This window comes from Streptomyces sp. YIM 121038, assembly GCF_006088715.1.
Taxonomy (GTDB): Bacteria; Actinomycetota; Actinomycetes; order Streptomycetales; family Streptomycetaceae; genus Streptomyces.
The window spans coordinates 8514356-8540002 of sequence record NZ_CP030771.1; the positions used below are offsets into that span (position 1 = coordinate 8514356).

Below are 25647 nucleotides of genomic sequence, written 5' to 3' on the forward strand. Positions count from 1 at the left end.
GGGAGTCACGGGCGAGCGGGGCACGAGCCACGCGGAAAGGCCCGGCGCCGTCCCGCGACCCACGGGGTCGGGGGCGGCACCGGGCCGCGGGGCGTACGCCGTCATTCCACGGCGACGGCCGCTTCGTCGAGCACTTTGGCCATCCAGTCCTGGAGCGGCATGCCGACCGTGTCCGCGGCGTGCGTCCACAGGTCCTTTCGGCCGGCGTCCAGGCTCATGACGAACTTTATGGATTTCTCTGTCAGCGCTTCGTCCGCGGTTCCCTGGGTCTGGCGCAGTTCCTTACGCAGTCGCCGGGTCGACCATTTCTCTCTTTCCGCCTGTTTCAGCCAGCGGTCCTGGTCCGCTTTCGGTAGGGCGGCCACCTCGGCGTGGTGCTGGAGGCTCAGCGCGTCGCGCCGCCGGGAGGGCGGGAACCTCCGGGCCACCCAGGCGTAATTCCGCAGGGTCTTGTAGTCGAGCGTTGTCTCGTCGAGAACGACGCGATATCGCTCGGGGAACCTGTTCTCCCCGTACACCAGCCAGTCGCCGAGCCACCAACCGGAAGAGTTGGAGATCATGGTCAGGTTGCATCCGATGTGCCGCCAGGATTCGAAGGTCAGGCCCGCGGGGATGCGAAGCTCGGCACGGCGCGTCTGGATGCCGACATCGTTGCCGAGGCCTGCCGTGACGAACATCCTGTCCCTGTTCCCCGCCGCCGTGGGTCGCGTCGTATGCGAGCCACGCGTGCCACCGGACCGGTTTCCGGCCCTCGGTTCGGTCAGTGCCAGGTCCATGTTTCTCTCCACTGGTTGGAACCCGGATAAATGAGTAATCGTCCCTCCGTTTTGTGGTGCGCGCATATGAACGTGCGTAGGGGAATTGCGACTGGGCACAGTATGCACGAGTCAATCGCGTATACGCCATTGCGAACTTCATGCGTTGGTCGTGAAATTCTCATGGGAAAAGCGTGAATCGGTCCCGGTGTGCGGACGATGACCGTCCAGTCCCGGCGGGGTCGCGGTCGGGTCGCGGCCCGTGGTCCGCCCCCCCCCCGCTGAGCAACCCGACTTGACAAGCTTCGGTAGTCAACCTAGGTTGCTTGCATGGCGAGTGTGAGTGAGAGGGCCGTGTCACAGGACCCCGCCGAGCAGCTGGCGGCGGTGGTGGCGCTGCGGCGACTGGCCGATCAGATGGAGGACTCCGCCGTGGAGAAGGCCATGCGGACGGGCTGGAGCTGGATGGAAGTCGCCGAGGCGCTCGGCGTGACACGCCAAGCGGTCCACAAGAAGCATGCCCGGCGTCTGATCGATGTCGGGGTCGAGTTGAAGAGGAGGATGAAGTGAAGCGACAGCTCTTCGACGACTACGCCGGAGCCATCATGGAAGCCGGCGCGCGCGAGGCCCAGCAGGCGGGCTCCGTGACCATCGAAGCGGAGCATCTGCTCCTGTCGATCGCCGCCGAGCGCGAGAGCGCGGCGGGGCGGGCGCTCGGCTCGGCCGGGCTCGACCCCGGGACGATCCGCGAGGCGCTGCGGCAGGAGTTCCGGGCGAGCCTGGAGGTGGCGGGCGTGTCGATCGCCGAGCGCGACCTGCCCGCGCCGCGGGCGTCCACCGCGCCGCCCTCGAAGATGGGGCAGTCCGCCAAGCTGGCCCTGGAGCGCGGCGTGACGGCCGTCCAGAACAAGAAGGACCTGCGGCCCGGGCACCTGCTCCTCGGCATCCTGCGGCTGGAGCACGGCACGGTCCCGCGCGCCCTGTCCGTCGCGGGAGTCGACCGCGGCGCCCTGAGGCAGCGCGTCGAGCAGTCGCTGCGCGACGACCAGGCCTAGACGAGCGGTCCGGGGCGGCCCGGCCGAGACGTACCCGCAGGACGGTCGGCGTTCCTGCCCCCTCAGCGGCTTCGGCGCCGAACGGCTGCGCCTGTCCGGCGAATCGAGCACGAGCCGGCTCCGGCGCCGGCCCTGGCGCCGACCGCCGCCACCGTGCTCGCGGCGGCCTTCCCCGCCGCCCGGCGGCACCGCGTACCACGCGAGGCGACGCCGCACCTCACCGCCGGTCGACCCGCGGCGGCACATCCCTGAAGCCCGCGTTCCTCGCGGACCCTCCTCGCTTCGCTCTCCCCGAGAGCGTCGTCACGTCACGCCGCGACACGCCGACGGCTCGCGGCCGCGCGCCCTCTCCGCCCCGACGGAGGCCGCCCGCCCCGTACACCCCGTACGCCCCACCCATGTTCCGGTCGAGCGGCGACGACATCGGCCACCGATACGAAACACCTCCTCAAGGGACGGCCCCGATGGACGACTTACACCACGACACGAGAGGCAAGCCGATGAAACCGAGCGACGAAGTCGCCCTGAAGGTGGACGGGCTGCGCATGCGCTACGGCACCAACGACGTCCTCAAAGGCGTGGACTTCCAGGCGCGCAAGGGCGAGGTGCTGGTGATGCTGGGCCCCAACGGAGCCGGCAAGACCACCACCATCGAGATTCTGGAAGGCTTCCGGAAGCGGTCGGCCGGGCAGGTCGACGTCCTCGGCGTCGACCCGGAGCACGGCGACGAGGCCTGGTGGGCCCGCGTGGGCATCGTCCTGCAGTCCTGGCGGGACCACGCGAAGTGGCGGGTGCGCGAACTCCTCGCCCACATGGGCACCTACTACGCCGCCTACGCCACCCCGGACACCCAACGCCCGTGGGACACGACGGAGTTGATCGACCACGTCGGCCTGACGGAGCACGCCGACAAACAGGTCAGGATGCTCTCCGGCGGACAGCGCCGACGCCTCGACGTGGCGATCGGCCTGGTCGGCCGCCCCGAGGTCCTGTTCCTCGACGAGCCCACCGCCGGCTTCGACCCGGAGGCGCGGCGCACGTTCCACGACCTCATCCTCGACGTCGTCGCGACGCAGGAGACCACGATCATGCTCACCACGCACGATCTGGCCGAGGCGGAGAAGCTCGCCGACCGCATCATCATCCTCAACGAGGGCCGGATCGTCGCCGACGGCACGGCCGGTGAACTCGCCGAGCAGTTCGTCGGCGAGGACGAGGTGCGCTGGTCCATCGAGGGCCAGCGGTACGTGCGGTCGGTGAGCGACTCCACGCGGTTCGTCCGCGAGCTGTTCGAGCGGCACGGCGGGGCCGTCGCCCATCTCGAAGTCCACCGGTCCTCCCTGGAGGACACCTATCTGTTCCTGGTGCGCCGGGCCGAATCCGGCCGATCCGAGACCCGCGCCGACGAGGTGAAGGTGCCGACGCCATGAATCCCGCCACCACACCGATGCGCTCCGGGCTCTCCCGCGGCCTGATCGAGCTGCGCCAGGCGTTCGACCGCTCCGAGCTGATCAACCAGCTGCTGTGGCCCGTGCTGACCCTCACCGCCGTCTTCTTCCTGCGCAACAAGGAGTTCCAGGACAGCGGATTCGAGCTGGGCACCCTCGTGATGCCGGGCGTCCTCGGCATGTTCATCGCCCTGGGAATGCTCCTCATGATCCAGTACCTCACCGTGGAGCGTGAGGACGGCACGCTGCTGCGCGCCAAGGCGCTGCCGCACGGCATCCGCGCCTACTTCCTGGGCAAACTCGTGACCACGTCCGGGTCGATCGTGGTGTACCTCGCGATCCTGCTGATCCCCGGGACGTTCATCGTCGACGGGCTGCGGCTCGACGCGGTGAGCGCCTGGCTCACCCTGGCCTGGGTGCTTGCTCTGGGACTCGTGGCCACGCAGTCCATCGGGGCCGTGCTCGGTGCCCTGGTGTCCAACCCGCGGGCGGCGGGCGCCATGTCGGTCCCGGTCATGGGCCTGATCGGCATCTCCGGGATCTTCTACCCGATCACCTCGATGCCGGACTGGCTCCAGTGGGTCGCCCAGGTCTTCCCGGTGTACTGGCTGGGCCTGGGCATGCGGTCCGCGCTGCTGCCCGAGGACATGGTCGTGGTCGAGATCAACGACTCCTGGCGGCACCTGGAGACCCTCGGCGTCCTCAGCGCGTGGGCGGCCCTCGGGCTGATCCTCGCTCCGCTCGTCCTGGGCCGGATGGCGCGGCGCCAGTCGGGGGCCCGCGTCGCGGAGTACCGCGAGAAGGCCCTGCAGCGCACCGGCTAGGACCGGGCGAAGGCGACCGCTCACCACGGTCGGGGCGGCCGGGACACCGGCCGCCCCGACCGTGGTGCGTCCGGCCCGCGCGGGCCGTGGCCGGAACGGACCCGGCGGCGCGCGGCGGGAGAAACATGAGTCGTGAACGAAATTGTGGGGCCGCTGATACGGCGTCACCGGGCGGCAATGAGCCACATGCCGCACCAGAATTCCCGGGGGGCATCGCGCTTCCCCGAAGACATCGGCCGTGGCATGATGGGCAGTCACCTGGAGCCCTTTCACGGTACATCGAGGTACGGGTAGTGAAACCTCGACCGCCGAGGGGCTCCATGCTCGTTCCCGGTCCGGTGTCGCGCTCGTGTGACCGGCGCCCGCTGCTCACTCCGGGCATGACGTCCCGCTCGTTCGGATCACGTTCGCTGATATCGCCCCGGCACGGAGATTCTGAGAAGAGGGGAGTTGCACACATAGTGATCAGCCTGTCTGCCGCTCGCACCGGCATCGGCCGCGGTGGAGCCGCTGCGAGGATCCCGTGCACGCCGACCACTCGGATTTCCGTCCCACGGCGATCGGTCCGTCCCGCGACCAGTTCGAGGGCCACGGCTTTCGGACGCCTTTTTGATCACACGGGGAAAACCTGATGACGACACCGAACCGAGTCGTGATCCTCTCTGTCGAAAGAGCCGCCGACGCATATCGGGACAGCGCCTCTTCCTCACGCCGCACCGCCTCTCGCCGGACACGTCGACCAGCGTGGTCCGGTTGACGTACGCACCGATCAAGCGGCAGAGCGTTCAACAGTGGGCCTGCGGAGGTCCACCAGACACCCACGGCCCGTCCCGCTCCGGCAGGATTTCCTGACTGCGGTGGCCGTTCCCGGTATGTCCTGTTGAGGCAAGAGGTGAACCATGCGGGTGCTGAAAGTGCTGGTCGCCGACGAGCAACACATGGTTCGTGGGGCGCTGGTGAATTTACTGGAGACGGAACGTGACCTTCAAGTGGTGGCCAGCATCGGCCGTGGCGAACTCGTCATTCCGGCCGCCCTGGAATGCCATCCCGATGTCGCGGTCATCGACCTCGACATCGCCCGGCTCGACGGCCTGACCCTGGCGGAGACGATGCACGAGGCCCTGCCCACCTGCCGGACGGTGATTCTCTCCGGCCTCGCGCGACCGGGCGTGCTGCTGCGGGCGCGCACGGCCCACGTGGCCGGCCTGCTGCTCAAGACGGCCCCGTCCGAACGGCTCGCGGAGGCCGTGCGCGAGGTGGCGTCCGGCCACCGCCTCGTCGATCCCCAACTGGCCACGCTCATGTGGGACGTCGGGGAGAATCCGCTGTCGGAACGGGAGGCCGAGGTGCTGCGGTATGTCGCGCAGGGGGCCGAACCCATAGAGATCGCCACCGCCCTTCAGTTGTCGGTCGGCACGATTCGCAATTACCTGACGGCGGTGGTTGCGAAACTGAATGCGCGCAACAGGGTGGACGCGGTCCGCATCGCGACGGAGACCGGCTGGCTACCTTGACCGGCGCCCCCGCATCCGTCCGCGAAATGATCCTGGTAATGGCGCGCATTCGTCTGTACGGTAACCACGCTCAGGCCCCGTGGAACAGATCCGGGCGCCCCGGGAGACCGGCAGGCAAAGACCGTGATCTCCGCACCCGATTCGGGGCCATTCGACGGAGCGGCCCCCGATGTCCCGGCAGCAGGACATCGCCCGGTCTCACCTCACCTGAAGCCCGATCGACCCGGCTGCGGGAGACCGACTCGGCAGCGAGAGCGGAAGGAGCGTCCCGTGTTCGTTCCTCGTGTCTACCGCGAGCCCGAGGAGTCCTGGAAAATAGATCTTGTGCGTGGGAACCCCCTGGGCCAATTGGTGAGCAATGGAGCGGAAGGAGAGGCCCCGTGGGTGACTCATGTGCCGATCATCATTGACCCCCGGGTGACCGAGCCGGTGACCTCGCTGTCCGGCACCACCTTGTGGGGACACATGAACATTGGGAATCCCCATTGGCGTGCCCTGGGACCGGCCACACCCGTGGCCGTGACGTTCAGCGGCCCGCACGCCTATGTGTCGCCGACGGTGTACGAGACCCGGCCCGCGGCACCCACCTGGAACTTCACGGCTGTTCATATCGCGGGCGTACTGCGTAAGGTTGATTCCACCGACGAGACGCTGGCGACGGTGCAGGAGACGGTCCGGGCATACGAGCGTGAATTCGGGGCCGACTGGTCCATGACGGAATCCATCGAATACTTTCGCCGGATTCTGCCCGGCGTGGGAGCCTTCCGGATCGCCATCTCCCTCGCGGACGGCATGTTCAAGCTCAGCCAGGAGCAACCCCCGCACGTGCGCGAGCGCGTCCGGGCCTCATTCGCGTGCGAAGCGTCCACCGCCCATCGTGAGGTCGCGGCGTTGATGGGCCGACTCGGCACGGAGGACCGCGAAACCGTCTCGGCACGACCGGCCGCGGCACCACCACCGTCCATGGGTACGCCTTAGCGAGGAATCATGACTGCAGTGTCCTTCCCGCTGGTCTGCCTCCCCTTCGCCGGGAGCGGCGCGGGCTTCTACCGCGCCTGGAGCAAGAGACAGGACCACGGCGTCACGGTGCTGCCCGTGCAACTGCCGGGCCGCGAGGAGCTGTTCTGCGAGGAGCCGTTCACCGACGTCGTCGAGGCCGCCGCCGCGCTCGCCCCGCAGGTGGCCGAACTCGTCTCCGACGTACCCCGGTTCGGCCTCTTCGGACACAGCCTCGGCGCCGTGCTCTCGTACGAGATCGCCCGCGAACTCGGCAGACTCGGCAGAGCCGGCCTCGCCCACCTCTACGTCAGCGGCTCTCCCGGGCCCTGGACCGGACGCGACGACCGGGCCACGGGCCTGGACGACGACCAGTTCCTCGCCCGTGTCCAGGACTTCGCCGGATACCGGCACGCGGCGTTCGACGACCCGGACCTGCGGGACCTGCTGCTGCCCCCGCTCCGCGCCGACGTGGCCATGCACGAGAACTACAAGCCCTCGTCGAACGAACCGCTCGACGTGCCGGTGACCGCGCTGCGCGGCGCCGAGGACGCACTCGTCACGGGGGAGCACGCGCGGCAGTGGCGCGAGGTCACCAGGGGCCCGTTCAGCTATCGCGAATTCCCGGGCGGGCACATGTACTTGACCGACGGGCCCGACGCCCTGCTGCGGGCCCTCGGCCGCGACTGAACCGGGCGCGGGCATGGGCAGGTCACTCGAAGGCAAGGTCGTCGTGATCACGGGGGCCGCCCGCGGCATCGGCCGCGCGTGCGCCGTCCGGTTCGCCCGCGAGGGCGCCGACCTGGCGCTCCTCGACATCGCCGCGGACCTGCCGGGCGTCGGCTACCCCCTCGGCGGCCCCGAGCAGCTCGGCCACACCGCGACCCTGTGCGAGCGGGAAGGCGGCGCGGTCCTCACCGCGGCGGTCGACGTGCGTGATCCGCGGGCCGTCCAGGCGGCGGTCGCCGGGGCCCTCGACCGGTTCGGCTCGCTCGACGGGCTGGTCAACAACGCGGGCATCGCGGCACCGGCAGGCGTTCCGGTCCATGAGATCGCCGAGTCCGACTGGGCGCTCATGCTCGACGTCAACCTCTCCGGCGCCTGGCGCATGATCAAAGCCGTCGCCCCGGCCATGGTGGAGCGGGGGGCCGGCAGCATCGTCAACGTCTCCTCGACCGCGGGCCTCGTCGGCTACCGCGACTTCGGCGGATACGTCACCGCCAAGCACGGCCTCGTCGGCCTGACCAAGGCGGCGGCCCTCGACTACGCGCCCCACCGGGTACGGGTCAACGCGCTGTGCCCCGGGTCCGTACGCGACGATCCGCTGGTCGAGGGGCGGATGCTCCGGGAGATCGGGCACGCGCTGCGGCTGCCCGACGACGAGCACGAACAGCTCTTCCTGCGGGACCAGCCGATGAACGCCCTCGTCGAGCCCGCCGACGTCGCCGCCGCCGCGCTGTGGCTGACCGGGGACGCATCCCCCCGGGTGACGGGCACCGTGCTCACCGTCGACGCGGGTTTCACCAGCAGGTGAGCGGCCGAGACCACTCCGACACGGCAGGGGGCCGGGCATGGCGACGACGACCGGGACACCGCCGCGCGCGGCCGGGGGAGCGAGGCCCTCGGCCGCACTCCACGACCTGCCGCCCTTCCGGCACGCCCGGCCCGAACAGGGCCGCGCCTGCCACGCGGTGATCGTACGGCTGCCCCGTGCGGTCCGGCCGGCACAGGTCCACCAGCGGTGGGACGCGGCCCTGCGGCACTGGCCCGCGCTGCACGACTCGCGGCTGTGGGAGACCGCCGTTCCGGCGCCGCCCGAGGCGCCCTGTGCCCGCGAGCGGACGCGCCGCGAGGCGCTCCGCCCGGTGCGCGAGGCCGCACCGCCCCTGCGCGCGGTCCTGCTGCGGTACGCCGACGACAGTGCCGACCTCGTGCTCGCGGCCCGGCGCTCCCGCGTCCCCCACGCCGTACTCGACCAGCTCGCCGACCTCCTGGTCACCGGCTCGGCACCCGGCCCGCCCCCGGCACTGCCGGACGGGGCGGAGCCCCCGCCGCCGCGGTGCGCCGGCCTCCCCTGGGGGCTGCCCGACCCTGGACGCGCCGGTACCGTCCAGGTGCGCCCGCTGGCCCTGCCCGAGCCCGCCGCAGGAGGCGGCGGACGGCTGGTCATCGGTGCCGTGGCGCTCGCCCTGGCGCGCTACTCCGGCGCCACGACGGCCGAGGTGGGCCGGCTCGACCCGGGCCCCGGCGCGGGCCCCGGCGCGGCCGTCACCGTGGAAGGGATCGACGAGGACCGGAGCCTGGCCGACTACCTCACCCAGGTCGACGCCGCGCTCGGCGCCGCCCCCGACGCGACGGCACGCACCGAACGGCCCGGCGTGGGCATCGTGTTCTCCCCGGGGCGGGACGACCCGGGGCGGGACGACCGGATCCATCTGCCGTTCCAGGCGCCCCCCTTCCCCTGCACCCTCCAGGTCGTGGAGCGGGCCGACGGCTCGGTGGAGTCGTCCTGCTGGTTCGACGAAGGGGCGCTCTGTCCCTCCGTCGCGGCCGCGTTCTGCGCCAGCGTCGAGCGGTTGGCCGGATGCCTCGCCAAGGGCGCGGGGGAGGGCGAGGCCGCGGGCCCGGGAGCCGTGCCGCTGTCGGCGCTTCCCCTCCTGGACGCGGATGAGACGGCCCACGTCCTGCGGCTCGGCGGTGGCGGCCGCCCGCGCCCCGGCGCCGTCGACGTGCGGATCGAGCAGCGCTTCGAGGAGGTGGCACGGGCACGGCCGGACGCGGTGGCCGTCACGGGCGACGGCTCGGAGCTGACCTACCGCCAGCTCGACGAGCGCGCCGACGCCGTCGCCGCGGGCCTGCGCGCCCTGGACCTGCCCCCGGCCGGCAAGGTCGGCGTCTGCCTGGACCGCGACGCGCCCCTCGTGATCGCCCTGCTCGGCGTCCTCAAAGCGGGATACGCCTACGTGCCCATGGACCGCGGCTACCCGCCGGAGCGGCTGCGGTACATCGCCGAGAACGCCCGGGTCCCCGTGGTCATCACCGACCACGCCTCGTTCCCGGTGAGCGCCGGCGTGCGCACGGTCGGGCTCGACGACCTGGCCACGGCTACGCCCACGGCCACCGCCACGGCTACGCCCACGGCCACGGATCGCGGTCATCGGGCGCCGCCGCCGACCCGCTCCGCCGACGACCCCGCGTACGTCATCTACACCTCCGGATCGACGGGCCGCCCCAAAGGAGTGGTCGTCCCCCACCACAATGTCCTCTCCCTCCTCTTCGCTACCGCCCCGGAATTCTCACTCGGCCCCGAAGACGTCTGGACGCTTTTCCATTCCGCCGCGTTCGACTTCTCGGTCTGGGAGATCTGGGGCTGCCTGCTGACCGGCGGACGGCTCGTCGTCGTGCCCTATTGGACGGCACGCGACGCCGATGGATTCCGCGCGCTTCTGCTGGCGCAACGCGTCACCGTGCTGAATCAGACACCCTCGGCGTTCTCCGCACTGGCCCAGGCGGACCGCGGGGCGCGGGGCGACCTTCTCGTACGGCTCCTGATATTCGGGGGCGAGCCGCTCGACGTGCGGCTGCTCGCCCCCTGGTTCGCCCGCTATTCCCCCGCGCGCTGCCGCGTGGTGAACATGTTCGGAATCACGGAGACCACCGTCCACGTCACCGCGCATTCCGTCACTTTGGCCGATGTGACCGGAGAATCCCGTTCGGTCGGCCGCCCCCTGCCGGGCTGGTCGGTCTCCGTACGCGATCCCCGCGGCCGGGTGCTCCCCCCGGGAGCGGCGGGGGAGATCCACGTCGGCGGCGCGGGCGTCGCCCACGGCTATCTGGGCAACCCCGAGCTGACGCGGCAGCGCTTCGTCCTGGACGACGTCTCGGACGAACGGCTCTATCGCAGCGGCGACAAGGGCAGACTGCGCCCCGACGGGCGACTCGACCACCTGGGCCGCCTCGACGACCAGGTCAAGATCCGCGGTCACCGCATCGAACCGGGCGAGATCCGGTCCGTCCTGACGGCCGACCCCCGGGTGGGCGCGGCCGTCGTCACGGTCACCCAGGCCTCCGCGGCCGACAGCGCGAGCAGCCGGATCGACGGCTACGTGGTGCTCGTCGAGCCGTGCGACCCCCGGCAGATCCTCGCCGACGCCCGCCGGGTCCTGCCGGACTACATGACCCCGACGACCCTCACCGCCATCCCCTCGATCCCGCTCACCACGAACGGCAAGCCGGACCTGGCCCGGCTCCCTGCGCCCGCCGGCCGCGCCGCACCGCACTCCGGCACGGTACGGGACCCCGGCCCCGACGACGTGGCGGGGCGGGTCCTCGCCATCTGGAGCCACTGCCTGGACACCGAAGCGACCGCCGACGACAACTTCTTCGAACTCGGCGGCAACTCGCTGTTGATCCTGCGCGTCATCACCGCCATGCGGGAAAGGGGACTTCCTCGGGTGGCCCCCCGCGACTTCTACGTCAACTCGACCGCGAGCCGATTCATCAAGCTGGTGGAAGAGCGCTGCGCCGACGAGAGTTGAAGCGATTCCTTGACAGCCGCAAGCCCATCTTGAACGATGGGCTGGCCTGCATTTTCAGAGACTCCCCGGAAGGACGTGTTCGGAAATGCACGTTGACGAATGGGACGTCCACCCGAAGCATTTATGGCTGCATGGCCGCCGTCCGGGAAAGATCGTGGATTACGACGAGACCCTGAAAATGTGGAACGTCTACGGCTATCCGGAGGCCGTCGAAATCCTCACCCGGCCCTCGGTATTCTCGAACAACTGCGGACGTCTTGACGTCGGCGAGCTGCCCGAGGACATCTGCGCGGGCGACTTCTCCCAGATGGACCCGCCCGAGCACCGCACGGTGCGCGGCCTGGTCGAGTTCGCCTTCACGCCGAAGCTGGTGGCCGACCTGGAGACCCGCGTCGAGGCCCTCGTCCACGAGATGCTGGACGACCAGACGGGCAAGGACGGCTTCGACCTGGTGGCCGACCTGGCGACACCGCTGCCGCTGACCGTGATCTGCGAACTCCTCGGAGTGCCGCGCGAGGACCGCGCCCGGATCCACCACTGGTCCCAGAAGATGGTCGACGACTCCGGGGACTTCGAGTCGCCCGAGGCCGCGCAGGAGGACGTGCACGCGCTCCAGCGCGCCTTCGACCTGCTCCGCGAGATGCGCGAGTACTGGACCGGCCTCGCCGAGGTGCGGCGGCGCGAGCCGAGCGAGGACCTGCTCAGCCACCTCGTGCACGCGGAGGTCGAGGGCGAGAAGCTGAGCGAGACCGAGGTGTTCAACATCGCCAACCGCCTGGTGATCAACGGCCACCACAGCACGTCGATGCTCCTCAGCAACACCATGCTGATCCTGGACGCCTTCCCCGACCAGGCGGCCCGGGTCCGCGCGGACCGCTCCCTCGTGCCCACCACGGTCGAGGAGTCGCTGCGGTACATCTCGCCCATCTCGGCGGTCGGCAAGGCCACCAACACCGACGTCGTGGTGGCCGGGACCCGCATCCCCAAGGACCAGGTGGTCATGGTGTGGACGGGCGCCGCCAACCGCGACGAGCGCGTCTTCACCGACCCGCACACCTTCGACCCGGCGCGCACCCCCAACCCCCATCTGGGCTTCGGCCGCGGCGTCCACTTCTGCGTGGGCAGGCGCCTGGGACGCATGGTCGCCAAGACCGCGGTGAACGTGCTCCTGGACCGGTGCCCGGCCCTGCGCACCGACCCGGACCGTCCCCCCTCGTTCATCCAGATCGCCGACGCCGGAGGCATGGACAGCCTGCCCGTCCTGGTCAACTGACCCACCCAGCGCAGGGAGAGCCCACCATGACCACGGTCGTCGACCGGTGGAACATCCACCCCGAGCACCGCTGGCTGCGCGGCGAACGAGCCGACCCGGCCATCCAGTTCGACGAGACCCAGAACCTGTGGAACGTCTACGGACACGCCGCGTGCCGGGAGATGCTCAGCGACTACCGGACCTTCTCCTCCGGCACGGCCCGCCTGCTGCCCGTCAGCGTGGACGCCTCCCTCATGGAGGGCGACCTCTCCCAGATGGACCCGCCGGACCACCGCAAGTACCGCAAACTGCTCACCCCGGCCTTCGCGCCCAGCCGCATCGCCGCGATGGAGCCGCGGATCGCCGCGATCACCGACGAGCTGCTCGACGCCGTCACGGGCAAGCCCGACATCGACCTGGTCGCCGACCTGGCCTATCCGCTGCCGGTCATCGTCGTCGCCGAACTCCTCGGGGTCCCGGCGAGCGACCGCGCCCTGTTCAAGGGCTGGGCGGACAACGTCATCGAGAGCTTCAGCGGGTTCACCTCCCTGGACACCGAACAGGGGCCCGAGGACATCCGCGAGGGCACGCGGCAGCTGCAACCGCTCCTGGAGTACCTGGGCGGGCACATCGCCGAACGCCGCCGCCGGCCCCGCGAGGACCTGATGACCGTGCTCGCCACCGCCGAGATCGACGGCGAACGCCTCACCGACAACGAGGCGGTCAACATCGCCAACATCATGCTGATCACCGGGCACATCACCACCTCGATGGTGCTCGGCAACACCGTGCTCTGCCTGGACGCCTACCCCGAGCAGGGCCGGCGCGTCCGCGCGGAACGGTCCCTGGTCCCCGGCGCCATCGAGGACGCGCTGCGGCTGCTGCCGCCCGCGACCGTGCTCACCCGCGCCACCGAGACCGAGGCCGAGATCTGCGGCCTGCGCGTCCCGAAGGACCAGTTGATGTTCCTGTGGCTGGGCGCGGGCAACCGCGACCCCCTGGAGTTCCAGGACCCCGACCGCTTCGACCCCACCAGGGACCCCAACCCGCACTTCGGGTTCGGCGGGGGCATCCACTTCTGCATCGGCGCCGGACTGGCCCGCCTCGAAGGGCGCATCGCGCTGAACGCGCTCCTCGACCGCTTCCCCGTGCTGCGCACCGACCCGGACACCCCGCCCAGCTTCTTCGACACGCCCGACATGATCGGGGTCAACAAGCTTCCCCTCCACACCGTCTGACGAGGGAGCCACCACGATGCAGTCCCCCCTTCCCGCCATGGTGTCGGGCTACGTGTCCTCGCAGATCGTCCACGCGACGGCGGAACTGGGCCTCGCCGACGCACTCGCGGACACCCCGCGCGGATACACCGACCTTGCCGAGCGCACCGGGACCGACCCGGCCGCCCTGCGCCGCCTGCTGCGCGCCCTGGTCGGCCTCGGCCTCGTGGAACAGCTCGACGCCGACCGGTTCGCCCTCACCCCGCTCGGCGGCCAGCTGCGCACCGGGACGCCGGACTCGCTCCGCGACGACGTCCTGCTGTCCGTCACGCCGGAGCTGTGGCAGGCGTGGGGCGCGCTCACCCAGGCCGTCCGCACCGGCGAGCCCTGGCGGCACGCCAGTACCCGGCTCACGGCCCACGAGTCGGCGCTGCGCGACCCGCGGACGGCGGCGCTGTACCGCGAGGCCAAGGCGCGCGGCTCGCAGGAGTTCACACCCGGCCTCGCCGAGGTGTACGACTTCTCCCGCTTCCGTACGGTCGTCGACTTCGGCGGCGACGACGGCGCCCTCATGGCCGCGGTCCTGTCGTCCGCCCCCGAACTGCACGGCGTCCTGTACGACCTGCCCACCGCGCTCGACGGCGTCAGGGCCACCCTCGACGCGGCGGGCGTCGGCAAGCGCTGCGACGTCGTCGAGGGCGACGTCACGGGCCGGATCCGCACGGACGCCGACGCCTACCTGCTCAACCACCTGGTCCGGGACGTCGGCGACGACGCGGCGGTCGCCCTGCTCGCCCGGTGCCGGGCCGCCATGACCCCCACCGCCCGACTGCTCCTGTTCGAGACCGTGATGCCGCCGCTGCTCACCTCCGCCGACTCCGCGAGCTTCGGGCTCACCGACCTCAACAACCTCATCTACACGGGTGGCCGCGAACGCACGGCGGAGGAGTACCGGGCACTCCTGGAAGCGGCGGGATGCACCTTCGTCGCGGCCACCGCGGTACCGGCCGCCGACGGGCTGCCCGACTACCACGTCATCGAAGCCGCGCCCACGCCCGCCGAAGGCGCCACGACAGGGCCGGGGGAGAGGTGAGCGATGCGCTACGAGAGTCCAGGACCCGCCTCAGGAGTGCGGCCAGACGCTGTAGCGGCGCAGCCCGTACAGCAGCGGACGGCAGCGCGAACCGTTGGTCACCCCGTAGACCTCGCCGAACACGATGACGTGATCGCCGACGGGCTGCGGCGTACGGGTCCAGCAGTCGGCGACCGCGTGCGCGTCCTGCCGCAGGTGCGGACCGGCGCAGTCGCCGTCGAGGTGCCAGGGCACGCGGTCGAACCGGTCCTGGGCGCCCGAAGCGAACAGCTCGGCGGTCGTCTGCGCCTCGGCGTGCAGCAGATTCACCGCGAATTCCCCCCGGTCCACCACGGCCGCCAGCGTCGGGCTCTTCCCGCGCAGGCACACCAGCAGGGTCGGCGGATCGAGCGTGACACTGCATAACGACGAGCAGGTCATCCCCCACGGACGGTCGTCGAGATCGAGCGCGGTGACCACGGCCACTCCCGTCGGGAAACCACGCATCATCGCGCGGAATCCCTCGCCCCTTGTTGCCGCCCTGTCCCTGTGTTCGATCGACTCTGTCATTCCTGCCCTCTTTCTGCCGGCATCGAGCCAACGGTCGCATGCCACACCCATGAAGGAATCATCAACGGACGTGACGCGGGAGGATTTCGACTGACGGGAACGGAGCATCGCGAAGGGGCCAAGCGGTGGCCCGGACGGATCACCGTGGCGCAGTGCCCCGGGCACTGAAGCACAGCGAACGTATCACTGGCCGCCCGGCTCCGAAACCTTCGGATTCCAGCGAGTTCTCTCACACCGCGACCACGACAAGGAGTGCCCCATGGACGACAACCGCATACGGAACCTCGTAATTCTGGGCGGTGGTACCGCGGGATGGATGTCGGCGTGCTATCTCGGCAAGGCTCTCGGCCCCCAGGTGAACATCACGCTCCTGGAAGCGCCCGCGATCCCGAGAATCGGCGTGGGCGAAGCGACCATCCCGAACCTGCACAAAGTCTTCTTCGACTTCCTCGGTCTCGCCGAAGAGGAGTGGATGCGCGAGTGCAACGCCAGTTTCAAAGCGGGGATCAGGTTCATCAACTGGCGCACGCCCGGCGCGGGCGAGAGCGCGGCGCGGCCCGCGGCCGACGGCCGCGGGGACCACTTCGACCACCTCTTCGGGCTGCTCCCCGACCACGAGAACCTGCCGCTGTCGCACTACTGGACGCACCGCAGGGCGTCCGGCGCGACCGACGAGTCCTTCGACCGCGCCTGCTACGTACAGCCCCCGGTCCTCGACCACAACCTCGCGCCGCGCCACCTCGACGGCACCAGGTGGACGAACTACGCCTGGCACTTCGACGCGAACCTGGTCGCCGACTACCTGCGCCGCTTCGCCACCGGGAAGCTGGGCGTGGCCCACGTCAAGGACCGCTACACACACGCCGAGATGGACCACCGCGGGTTCGTCACGGCCATCAACACCGAGACCGGCAACCGGCTGGAGGCCGACCTCTTCGTGGACTGCTCCGGTTTCCGCAGCCTGCTGATGAACCAGGTGATGCGCGAGCCGTTCCTGGACATGAGCGACTACCTGCTCAACGACAGCGCGGTCGCCACCGCGGTCCCGAACGACGACGAGAAGGACGGCATCGAGCCCTACACCTCCGCCATCGCGATGTCCTCCGGCTGGACCTGGAAGATTCCCATGCTCGGCAGGTTCGGCACCGGCTACGTCTACTCCAGCCGCTTCCAGTCCGTGGATTCGGCGACGGCTGAATTCTGCCGGATGTGGAACCTCGACCCGGAGACGCAGCCGCTCAACCAGATCAAATTCCGGGTGGGCCGCAACCGGCGGGCCTGGGTGCGCAACTGCGTCGGCATCGGCCTCTCCTCCTGCTTCGTCGAACCACTGGAGTCCACCGGCATCTACTTCATCTACGCTTCCCTCTACCAGCTGGTGAAGCACTTCCCGGACAAAAACTTCGAGCCGATCCTGGTGAAGCGGTTCAACACCGAAGTGGAGAAGATGTTCGACGACACCCGGGACTTCATCCAAGGGCACTTCGGCTTCGCGCCCCGCAATGACACACCGTTCTGGCGGGCCTGCAAGGAACTCGAATTCTCCGACGACTTCGTCGAGAAGGTGAACATGTACAAGGCGGGCCTCTCCGTGGAGACGCCGGTCGTCGACGAGAGCAACTACTACGGCAACTTCGAGGCGGAGTTCCGCAACTTCTGGAACAACTCCAGCTACTACTGCATCTTCACGGGGCTCGGCATGCTCCCGGACCACCCGCTGCCGTCGCTGTCCCTGCGGCGGGAGGCCGTGGAGGCGTCGGGCGCCGTCTTCGCCGACATCAAACGCCGACAGGCCGAACTCGTCGACACGCTGCCGTCGACCTACGAGTACCTGCGCAGGCTGCACCACGGGCAGTAGCGTTCCGCCGGACCGCGAACGGAGAGCCGGACAGTGAGTACACACGTCGTCGCGGCCGGGTCCTCCTCCGCGACCACGGCGAGCCTGCTGAGCGCGCTGGCCCTCGTGCTCGCCGCCGCCTTCCTCTTCGCCAGGCTCGCCAAGGGCGCCCGGCAGCCCGCGGTCGTCGGCGAGATCGTCGCCGGCATCGCCCTGGGGCCCAGCGTGCTGGGCCTGCTGCCGGGCGATCCGGTCGAGACGCTGTTCCCCGCGGACATCAGGCCCCTGCTCCAGGCCCTGTCCCAACTCGGGCTCGTCCTCTTCATGTTCGGCGTCGGCTATCAGTTCCACGTCTCGCACCTGCGGCGACACGGCCGCCGCATCACGGCCGTGTCGCTCAGCTCCGTCGCCCTGCCGTTCGCCCTGGGGGTCGGGCTCGCCGCGGCCCTGGCCCCTTGGTTCGAGCGGTCGGACATGAAGACGGACGGCCTGCTGGTGCCGGCGCTGTTCCTCGGGGCCGCGATGTCCATCACCGCGTTCCCGGTACTCGCCCGCATCATCAGTGAACGCGGCCTCCAGAAGGACCCCATGGGGGCCGTCGCCATCGCGTGCGCGGCCGTCCAGGACGTCCTCGCCTGGATCATTCTCGCGCTGGTCGTCGCGCTCGCGGAGAGCTCCGGCCCCTGGCCGCTCGCCCGGATGGGGCTCGCCTCGGCCGCGCTGCTCGCCGGCCTGGTCTGGCTCGTCCGGCCCGCGCTGACCTGGGCGCTGGCCCCGGCACGCCCGTGGTCCGGCGCCCTGGTCACCCACGCCGTCCTCGTCGTGGGGCTGCTCCTGAGCGCCTGGGCGACCGAGGTCATCGGGCTGCACGCGGTGTTCGGGGCCTTCGCCTTCGGGGCCGTCGCGCCCCGGGCCGAGATCGACGCGAGCGCTCCCGAGATCCCGGAGCGCATCGAGCAGACCAGCCTGCTCCTGCTGCCGGTCTTCTTCGTCGTCACGGGCCTCGCGGTCGACCTCGGCGGACTCGGCGGAAAGGGCGCGGTGATCCTGCTGGCCGTGCTCGTGGTGGCGTGCGCCGGGAAGTTCCTCGGCGCCGCGGGCGCGGCACGGCTCACGGGGGCGACCGGGCGGGAGGCGGCCGTCCTCGGCACGCTGATGAACGCGCGCGGCCTGACGGAACTCATCATCCTCAACGTCGGCCTCGGCATCGGGGCCCTGGACGGCCAGATGTTCACCGCGATGGTGATGATGGCCGTCGTGACCACCGTCATCACCGGCCCGCTGCTGGACCACTTCCAGCGCCCGACGAGCCGGCGCGGCACACCCGGAGGCGCGAGCAGGACCGCCCTGCGCCTCCCGGCCGCCTCGCCGGACGAGGCTCGCTGACCAGTGGCGGACGGCGGCCTCGCCCGGCAGGCCCGGCCCGACCTGCGGCGCCGTCGTCGGTCGCCCTCGGTCGTCGCCGGGTCGTCGTCAGGACATCGTCAGGCCGTCGGCTCCCCGGCGGTGGTGCCCGGTGCGGCGATCGCCTGTTCCGCGGCGCGGCTGACGTCCTCCCACGCCGCCCAGGTGTCCATGCGGGTGCGCGTCAGGTCGAACGCGAGGTCGTAGACCATGCTGCCCAGAAGGAGCCGCAGCGGGGGCCTTTCGCTGTCCACGAGCTTGAGGAGGGCCTGCGCGGCGAGCCGCGGGTCGCTGTCGACGGAGCCCTCCGCGAACTGCTTCTCCAGCTCCGCCCGCAGCGGGGCGTACGCCTCCTGGGGCTCCGTGCTGCCCATGCGCGTGTAGAGGTCGGTCCAGTAGCCGCCCGGCTGGACGATGCTCACCTTGATCCCGAAGTCGGCCACCTCCATGGCGAGGGACTCGCTGAGGCCTTCGAGGGCGAACTTGCTGGCGCTGTAGAGGCCGCTGCTCGGGAAGCCGCCCAGGGCGCCGATGCTGGAGATCTGCACGAGGTGCCCGGAGCCCTGCGCGCGCAGGGTGGGCAGCACGGCCTGGCTCACCCAGAGCGCGCCGAAGAAGTTGAGGTCCATCAGGGCCCGGGCCTCGGCCTCGGTGAACTCCTCGACCATCCCCATCGACAGCGCACCCGCGTTGTTGACGACGACGTCCAGGCGGCCGAAGTGCCCCACCGCCTCGGTGACGGCCGCGAACACGGCGTCCCGGTCGGTCACGTCGACGCCCAGCGCCAGGACGCGCCCGGGATGGGCCGCCGCCAGCTCCTCCAGCGGCCCGGTGGTGCGTGCGGCGGCGGCCACGCGGTCGCCCGCCGCCAGCGCCGCTTCGGCGAAGGCGCGGCCGAGTCCGCGGCTGGCGCCGGTGATGAACCAGACGCGGTCGGTGCCGCGTGCTGTGGTCGACATGGGTCGTGCCCCCTGGTGATGGATGAACAGACGAGACGATACGCATCGTCGTGATCAATATCCCTCATGCGCCGCCGCCACGGTAGGGGCTCCCCCCCCCCGGGCCCCCCGGGCCTCCCCCCGGGCCTCCGACCGGGTTTCTGACCGGGCGTCGGGCCGGGGCTCTGGCCAGGCGTCGGACCGGGTCGGACCGGGTCTCTGACCAGGTGTCGGACCCCTCCGCTAGCCTCCCCGCATGCCTTTCACCGTTGATCAGCCGACCGGATACAGGGAGAGCCCCATGACCGGACCGGCCACCGGGACGCTCCACCACGTCGAGATCTGGGTGCCCGACCTCGCCCGCGCCGTCACCTCCTTCGGCTGGCTCCTCGAGGCCCTCGGCCACACGGAGTTCCAGCGCTGGCACACGGGGCGCAGCTGGCGGCTCGGAGCGACGTATCTGGTCCTGGAGGAGTCCCCCGCCCTCACCTCGGCCCGGCACGACCGGTGTCGGCCCGGCCTGAACCACCTGGCGTTCCACGTCCGGGACGCCCACGCCGTGGAGGCGCTGGCCGCCGAGGCACCCCGGCACGGCTGGACCCTGATGTTCCCCGACCGCCACCCGCACGCCGGGGGCGAACAGACCTACGCCGCCTACTTGGAGAACACCGACGGCTTCGAGGTCGAACTCGTCGCCGCCGACCCCACACCGGCGGCCGCCGCGCCCCGCGCTTGAGCGGCCGTACCCGGGGATCACCCGAATCCGCGTGCATGGAACAGCGAACGGCGGGCAGACGCACGTCACATCCCCCTCGGGGGAGGGGAGAGCCAGTGACGTCGAGAGAAGGGTGGAAGGTGTGGCTGCCGCGACAGGTGCAGTGTCCGAGGTCCAGGTGCCCGCAACGCACAGCGGCGCGGACGGTGAACTGCCACTGATCGAAGCGCCGCTGTCCGTCGAACCGCGCGACGCCCGGGTGTTGTCCAAGCAGTTCTTCGCCCGCCTCGCCGTGCTGGAGGAGGGCACCCATGAATACCAGTACGTCCGCAACACGCTGATCGAGCTGAACCTCTCCCTCGTCCGCTACGCGGCCACCCGCTACCGCAACCGCGGCGACGAGCGGGAAGACATCGTGCAGGTCGGCACGATCGGTCTGATCAAGGCCATCGACCGCTTCGACCTCACGCGCGAAGTGGAGTTCACCACGTTCGCCGTCCCCTACATCGTCGGCGAGATCAAACGCTTCTTCCGCGACACCAGTTGGGCCGTGCACGTGCCGCGCCGCCTCCAGGAGGCGCGCATCGAGCTGGTCAAGGCGACCGAGGAGCTGTCCAGCCGCCTCGACCGCGACCCCACCACCGCCGAGCTGGCCGAGCTGATGTCCCTGCCCGAGGAGGAGGTCGTCGAGGCCCGCAAGGCGGCCAACGCCTATACGTCCTCGTCCCTCGACACCACGCTGCTCACCGGCGCCGGAGGGGACGAGAGCGAGGCCGTCCTCGCCGACTTCATCGGCGCGGAGGACGCCGGATACGAACTCGTGGAGGACCTGAACAGCCTGGCGCCCCTGATCGGCGAACTGTCCGAGCGGGACCGGGAGATCGTCCACATGCGGTTCGTGGAGGAGCTGACGCAGGCGGAGATCGGCGAGCGGATCGGGGTGTCGCAGATGCAGGTGTCCCGCCTGCTGAACCGCATCCTCGGCCGGCTGCGCGCGGGCCTGCTGCCCGAAGGCGCCTGAGCCTCACCGGTCACGGGCCGCGGGCCGACCGGACAACTGCACGCGATGCGCGGCGTTCCCACGCCGCCGCACGACAGGAACGTGGCGGGGCCGGCATGCGGCCCCGCCACGTTCGTCTCGGTCCCTCCCTCCGTGCCCGCTCATGTGTTCCCGGGTCACCCGTAAGTGCCATGGTTCGTACGGGACAGAGGGGTACACGGAGTCGGACGAGTACGACGACCCCCGCTCCGCCGCCGCGCGGAACCCGCCGGTAGCGGCGGGAACGGGGTCGATAACATGTGCCGGGCAGCGGGCGACAACCGGCCGGGTGAGCCGCACCCCGCCCAACCCCCGGTCAGCAGCAAGAGGATGACGCCCCGTCGGGCGGCTCCGGAAGGTGAGAGGTTGGGCTGTGACTGGCAGCGACACCGCCGTACGTGAACGCGTCACCGAGGTCCTGCGCGCGAACGCCGACGACATCGCGGACCGCTGGGTGCGGCTCCAGCGCGAACAGGCCGTGCTCGGCAGCGACGTGACCGAGGGCGAACTGCACGAGGAGGCCGACGCCCTGGTGGCCGCCCTGACCGGGGCCCTCACGGGCCCGGGGCACGCGCACGGCCTCGTCCACACCCACGATGACCTCAACAGGAGCGTCACCGACCTCGCCCTGCGCCGGGCCCGCGCCGGTGCGTCGCCGACCGTGGCCTCGCTCGCCGTGCAGGCCCTCAAACAGGCCCTCCTCGAAGCCGTGCGCCGCGACACGCACGAGAGCGACGAGATGCTCGCGGCCGCGCTGCTCATCAACCAGCTTCTGGACAGCGCCGGGGCCCTGTCGTTCGAGGTCTACGTCGAGGGCCGCGAGGAGATCATCCGCCGCCAGAGCCGCCAGCTCCTGGAGATGTCCACACCCGTCGTACGCCTGTGGCGCCAGGTCCTCGCGGTGCCGCTGATCGGCACCCTGGACACCGCCCGCACCCAGATCGTCATGGAGAACCTGCTCCAGGCCATCCAGGACGACCAGGCGCTGGTCGCCATCATCGACATCACGGGTGTGCCCACCGTCGACACCGCCGTCGCCCAGCACCTCATGCAGACCGTCAAGGCGGTACGGCTCATGGGCGCCGACTGCGTCATCAGCGGGATCCGGCCGCCGATCGCCCAGACCATCGCCCAGCTCGGCATCGACCTGTCGACCATCCTGACCCGCGCCACGCTCGCGGACGCGCTCGCCGCCGCCATCAAGCTCGCCGACACCCCCGGCCCCGACGGGACGGACGGCCGGTGACCGAGCGCCCCACCGCGGGAGTGCCCATCCTGCGCCTCGGTGACGTCCTGGTCAGCGGGCTCCTCAACGAGCTCGACGACAAGTCGGCCCTGGCCTTCACCGAGGAACTCACCGAGACGATCGTGGCCGGCGGCGCGCGCGGCGTCCTCATCGACATCTCCCGCCTGGAGCTCGTCGACTCCTTCGTCGCCCGCATGCTGATGGACCTCAGCACCATGGCGCGGCTGCTCGGGGCCCGCGTCATCGTGGCCGGGATGCGCCCGCCGGTCGCCATCACCCTCGTCGAGCTCGGCATCGAGCTGGCGGGCGTCGAGACGGCGCTCAGCGCCGAACAGGGCCTGACCGCCCTGGGCTGGCGGAAGGGCACGCCGCCGCGGGAGAGGGCGGAGCCATGACGCGAGCCGACGCGGGCACCGCCGCCGCGCCCCGCACCGAGGGGGCGCCCGGCCGGGTCCGCCCGCAGGAGTCCACCACCCACACCGTGTACAGCGAGGAGGACCTGCTGCACGTCCGGCACGCCGTGCGGGCCGCCACCGTGCTCGCGGGCTTCGGCATCGTCGACCAGACCCGGGTGGTCACCGCCGCCAGCGAACTGGCCCGGAACGCCTACGTGCACGGTGGTGGCGGCACCCTCACCGTCGAGATCGTGCGCAGGCTCGGCACCACGGGCCTGCGGCTGACCGTCAAGGACGACGGGCCGGGCATCGCCGACGTGGAGGCCGCCCTCACCGACGGCTTCACCACCGGCGCGGGCCTCGGCCACGGCCTCGGCGGCGCCCGCCGGCTCATGGACGACTTCACGCTGCGCACCGAGGCCGGGCGGGGCACGGTCGTCACGGCCGTGCGGTGGCACAAGAGGCGCGCGTGACCCCTGGCCCCGGCGGTGGACCCGGCGCCGCGCGGCCCGTCCTCGCGGAGCCCACCCGCGCCGTCCCCATCGACCACTTCAGCGCCGTGCACCTGGCCGCGGCCACCGCCCGCACCCTGGCCCGGCGGTGCGGGCTGCCCGGCGCCCTGCCCGACCGCGCGGCCGTCGTCGCCTCGGAGCTGGCCAGCAACATCGCCAAGCACGCCAGCGGCGGCAGCGTCTACCTCCAGCGCCTCGCGCACGGCGAGGGCCTGGAGATCATCGTCGCCGACCGCGGGCCCGGCATGCGCGAGCTGGAGCGCTGTCTGACCGACGGCTACACCACCACCAACACCCTCGGCGCGGGGCTCGGCGCGATCCGCCGCATCGCCACCACCCTGACCATCCGCACCCGGGCGGGCACCGGCACCCTGGTCTGCGCCCGCCTCGCGCACCCGGGGCGCACCACGGACGCCGAGCGGCCCGTGGGGTCCCTGTGCCTGCCCGCCGAGGGGGAGCGGCACTGCGGCGACGCCGCGGCCGTGGCCTTCACCGACCGCGGCCCGACCGCCCTCGCCGTCGACGGGCTCGGCCACGGGGCGGAGGCGGAGGAGGCCGCCCGCGCCGCCGTGCGCTGCTTCCACCGGCTGCCCGACGCCGACCTGCCCGACCTGTTCGCCGCGGCGCACCGCGCCCTGCGCCACTCCCGCGGCGCCGCCATCGGCGTACTGCGCCTGCGGGACGACACCGTCGACTACTGCGGCGTCGGCAACGTACGCGTCGCGCTCCTGTCTCCCGACGACGTCGTCCGCAGGCTCAGCGGACAACCCGGCGTCGTCGGCTGGAACATGCCGCCACCGCAGGTCCGCCGCCTCAGCGTGCCCGCGGGCACGACGGCCGTGCTCCACACCGACGGCGTCGACCAGCGGTGGGCCCGGGACCCGGAGCCGTTCCTGCTGCGCCTGCCGCCGCCGCTGCTCGCCACCGCCCTCGTCCACGGCTTCCGCCACAGCCGCGACGACGCGACCGCCGTCGCCGTCAAGACCCCTCAGCCCCAGCCGTCCCAGCCCAAGACCCCTCGGATCGAGACCCCTCAGAGGCCCCGATGACCGCCACCGACCTGCGTTCCCTGCCGGCGCTCAGGCACGCCGTCCGCTCGCTCGCCGACACCCACCGCCTCGGCGTGGAGGCACGCGCCCGCCTCGCGCTCGCCGTCACCCGCGTGGCCGCGCCGGTCGTGGAGGCGGACCACCCGGTCACCCTGACCGCCACCCGGCAGGGCACCGGCGAGGACGGGGCGCAGCTGCTCGCCGTGACCCTCGACCACGGCGCGTGCCGCGTCGACGTACCCGACGACGAGCTGCCCCTCGCCGCGCACAGCACCACGGGGTCCACCGTGACCTGGCACATCGCCCTCGACACCGCCGGGGCCACGACGGAGCCGCGGGGCGCGGGCGAACTGCCGCACGGCGAGACCGAGGTGCTCCTCAAGGAACTCGGCGCGGCCCTGGCCCAGGTCGACGCCCTCAAGGCCGAACACCGCCTCCTCAAGCACGAACTGGCCGAGACCAACAGCGGTGTGCTCGCCCTGTACGTCCAGCTCGACGAGCGCGACCAGCAGGTGCGCCGCGCCCACGGCCGCGTCCTGCGCGAACTGGAGGACGCCCTGCGCCCGCCCGTCCTGGACGTGCCCGGCCTCGAACTGGGCGTGCACTACGCCCCGGCCGACTCCGAGGCGCCCACGGGAGGCGACCTCTACGACTGGTTCGTGCTGCCGGACGGCACCGTGCACATCACGGTCGTGGACGCGCTCGGCCACGGTGTCCGCTCCACCCGCACGGCCCTGAACGTCACGCACGCCGTCCGCACCCTGGCCCTCGAAGGCCACCCCTTGCAGTCGATCGTGGCCCGCACGAACGAGGTGCTCGCGCCCTTCGACCCCGCGCTGATGGCGACCGTCCTGCTGGCCCGGCTGCGCCCGGAGACCGGCGAGCTCCACCTCGCGGGCGGCAGCCATCCGCCCGCGCTGCTCATGCGCCGGGACGGCGGCACCGAGTACCTCGAAACCCCCGGCCGGGGCATCGGCTTCCCGCTGCCCGGCAGCGAGGAGGTCCGCCGCACCCGGATGCGCCCCGGCGACCTGCTGCTGCTCTACACCGACGGCCTCACCGAGAGCCGCAGGGACCCCGAGGAGGGCGAGGCGCGCCTCGCCCGCGCGGTCCGCGACCACGCCCACCGCCCCACCGCGCACCTCCCCAGGGCGCTCGCCAAGGAGATGCACGCGGTGATACTCCACGCAGACGACACCCTCGCCCTCGCGGTGCGCCTCGGCGCGGGGCCGACGGGGCCGGGGCGGGAGCCGGGGCGGCGGGAGTAGGGC

The 25647-nt window shown here is 71.4% G+C and carries 24 protein-coding genes; 21 read left to right on the top strand and 3 right to left on the bottom strand.

Annotated elements, in window-relative coordinates:
* Positions 1-101 precede the first annotated feature (101 nt).
* The gene (locus tag C9F11_RS35525) at positions 102-677 is read right to left on the bottom strand and encodes an LmbU family transcriptional regulator (RefSeq protein ID WP_138963456.1); all 576 of its coding nucleotides are present in this window, start codon (positions 675-677) and stop codon (positions 102-104) included.
* A 408-nt stretch (positions 678-1085) separates the two neighbouring features.
* On the opposite strand from C9F11_RS35525, the gene C9F11_RS35530 reads away from it, so the two are divergent.
* From C9F11_RS35530 to C9F11_RS35585, 12 genes are all read left to right on the top strand, one after another.
* A complete protein-coding gene (locus tag C9F11_RS35530; protein WP_138963458.1) occupies positions 1086-1325 on the top strand; it encodes a hypothetical protein in 240 nt (79 codons plus the stop codon).
* Positions 1322-1810 (top strand): Clp protease N-terminal domain-containing protein, encoded by a 489-nt coding sequence (locus C9F11_RS35535; RefSeq protein WP_249402020.1) that lies wholly within the window; start codon positions 1322-1324, stop codon positions 1808-1810. The genes C9F11_RS35530 and C9F11_RS35535 overlap by 4 nt, the downstream gene beginning before the upstream one ends.
* 500 nt (positions 1811-2310) lie before the next feature.
* Complete coding sequence (locus C9F11_RS35540) at positions 2311-3240, top strand: ABC transporter ATP-binding protein (RefSeq protein ID WP_138967420.1); 930 nt, start codon at positions 2311-2313, stop codon at positions 3238-3240.
* Positions 3237-4082 (top strand): ABC transporter permease, encoded by an 846-nt coding sequence (locus C9F11_RS35545; RefSeq protein ID WP_138963460.1) that lies wholly within the window; start codon positions 3237-3239, stop codon positions 4080-4082. The genes C9F11_RS35540 and C9F11_RS35545 overlap by 4 nt, the downstream gene beginning before the upstream one ends.
* A gap of 899 nt (positions 4083-4981) precedes the next feature.
* Positions 4982-5596: a response regulator transcription factor gene (locus C9F11_RS35550; protein ID WP_138963462.1), complete on the top strand. Its 615-nt coding sequence runs from the start codon at positions 4982-4984 to the stop codon at positions 5594-5596.
* Between the two features lie 270 nt (positions 5597-5866).
* Positions 5867-6574 carry an FMN-binding negative transcriptional regulator gene (locus tag C9F11_RS35555; protein WP_138963464.1) on the top strand — a complete coding sequence of 236 codons (708 nt, stop codon included), beginning with the start codon at positions 5867-5869 and terminating at the stop codon, positions 6572-6574.
* Between the two features lie 9 nt (positions 6575-6583).
* A complete protein-coding gene (locus C9F11_RS35560; protein WP_138963466.1) occupies positions 6584-7282 on the top strand; it encodes an alpha/beta fold hydrolase in 699 nt (232 codons plus the stop codon).
* 13 nt (positions 7283-7295) lie between these two features.
* Entirely contained in the window at positions 7296-8126 is an 831-nt protein-coding gene (locus C9F11_RS35565; protein WP_138963468.1) for an SDR family oxidoreductase, read from the top strand.
* Between the two features lie 37 nt (positions 8127-8163).
* Entirely contained in the window at positions 8164-11130 is a 2967-nt protein-coding gene (locus tag C9F11_RS35570) for a non-ribosomal peptide synthetase (RefSeq protein WP_138963470.1), read from the top strand.
* Positions 11131-11215: 85 nt separating this feature from the next.
* Complete coding sequence (locus C9F11_RS35575) at positions 11216-12403, top strand: cytochrome P450 (protein WP_138963472.1); 1188 nt, start codon at positions 11216-11218, stop codon at positions 12401-12403.
* Positions 12404-12429: 26 nt separating this feature from the next.
* Positions 12430-13620: a cytochrome P450 gene (locus C9F11_RS35580; RefSeq protein ID WP_138963474.1), complete on the top strand. Its 1191-nt coding sequence runs from the start codon at positions 12430-12432 to the stop codon at positions 13618-13620.
* Positions 13621-13636: 16 nt separating this feature from the next.
* On the top strand, positions 13637-14692 hold the full coding sequence (locus C9F11_RS35585) for a methyltransferase (RefSeq protein WP_138963476.1): 1056 nt from the start codon (positions 13637-13639) through the stop codon (positions 14690-14692).
* A gap of 30 nt (positions 14693-14722) precedes the next feature.
* Here C9F11_RS35585 and C9F11_RS35590 read toward each other — a convergent pair whose 3' ends face one another.
* The gene (locus C9F11_RS35590) at positions 14723-15181 is read right to left on the bottom strand and encodes a flavin reductase family protein (RefSeq protein ID WP_346347410.1); all 459 of its coding nucleotides are present in this window, start codon (positions 15179-15181) and stop codon (positions 14723-14725) included.
* A gap of 319 nt (positions 15182-15500) precedes the next feature.
* Between C9F11_RS35590 and C9F11_RS35595 the strand changes: the two genes are divergently transcribed.
* Together C9F11_RS35595 and C9F11_RS35600 are read left to right on the top strand one after the other, a co-directional pair.
* Positions 15501-17099 carry a tryptophan halogenase family protein gene (locus tag C9F11_RS35595; protein ID WP_138963480.1) on the top strand — a complete coding sequence of 533 codons (1599 nt, stop codon included), beginning with the start codon at positions 15501-15503 and terminating at the stop codon, positions 17097-17099.
* Between the two features lie 33 nt (positions 17100-17132).
* Positions 17133-18464: a cation:proton antiporter gene (locus C9F11_RS35600; protein WP_138963482.1), complete on the top strand. Its 1332-nt coding sequence runs from the start codon at positions 17133-17135 to the stop codon at positions 18462-18464.
* 98 nt (positions 18465-18562) lie between these two features.
* On the opposite strand, the gene C9F11_RS35605 is transcribed toward C9F11_RS35600, so the two are convergent.
* On the bottom strand, positions 18563-19441 hold the full coding sequence (locus tag C9F11_RS35605; protein WP_138963484.1) for an SDR family NAD(P)-dependent oxidoreductase: 879 nt from the start codon (positions 19439-19441) through the stop codon (positions 18563-18565).
* A gap of 280 nt (positions 19442-19721) precedes the next feature.
* On the opposite strand from C9F11_RS35605, the gene C9F11_RS35615 reads away from it, so the two are divergent.
* The 7 genes from C9F11_RS35615 to C9F11_RS35645 all read left to right on the top strand — a co-directional run bounded on the left by C9F11_RS35615 (position 19722) and on the right by C9F11_RS35645 (position 25644).
* A complete protein-coding gene (locus C9F11_RS35615; RefSeq protein WP_138963488.1) occupies positions 19722-20156 on the top strand; it encodes a VOC family protein in 435 nt (144 codons plus the stop codon).
* Positions 20157-20346: 190 nt separating this feature from the next.
* Positions 20347-21156: an RNA polymerase sigma factor SigF gene (locus C9F11_RS35620; RefSeq protein ID WP_216676971.1), complete on the top strand. Its 810-nt coding sequence runs from the start codon at positions 20347-20349 to the stop codon at positions 21154-21156.
* A 391-nt stretch (positions 21157-21547) separates the two neighbouring features.
* Complete coding sequence (locus C9F11_RS35625; protein ID WP_138963492.1) at positions 21548-22420, top strand: STAS domain-containing protein; 873 nt, start codon at positions 21548-21550, stop codon at positions 22418-22420.
* Entirely contained in the window at positions 22417-22815 is a 399-nt protein-coding gene (locus tag C9F11_RS35630; protein WP_138963494.1) for an STAS domain-containing protein, read from the top strand. The genes C9F11_RS35625 and C9F11_RS35630 overlap by 4 nt, the downstream gene beginning before the upstream one ends.
* Positions 22812-23288, top strand: a complete 477-nt coding sequence (locus C9F11_RS35635; RefSeq protein ID WP_138963496.1) for an ATP-binding protein — start codon at positions 22812-22814, stop codon at positions 23286-23288. Before C9F11_RS35630 ends, C9F11_RS35635 begins: the two co-directional genes overlap by 4 nt.
* Positions 23285-24376, top strand: coding sequence for an ATP-binding protein (locus C9F11_RS35640; protein WP_138963498.1), 1092 nt, complete (start codon positions 23285-23287; stop codon positions 24374-24376). Before C9F11_RS35635 ends, C9F11_RS35640 begins: the two co-directional genes overlap by 4 nt.
* The gene (locus C9F11_RS35645) at positions 24373-25644 is read left to right on the top strand and encodes a PP2C family protein-serine/threonine phosphatase (RefSeq protein ID WP_138963500.1); all 1272 of its coding nucleotides are present in this window, start codon (positions 24373-24375) and stop codon (positions 25642-25644) included. Before C9F11_RS35640 ends, C9F11_RS35645 begins: the two co-directional genes overlap by 4 nt.
* Positions 25645-25647: the final 3 nt, after the last annotated feature.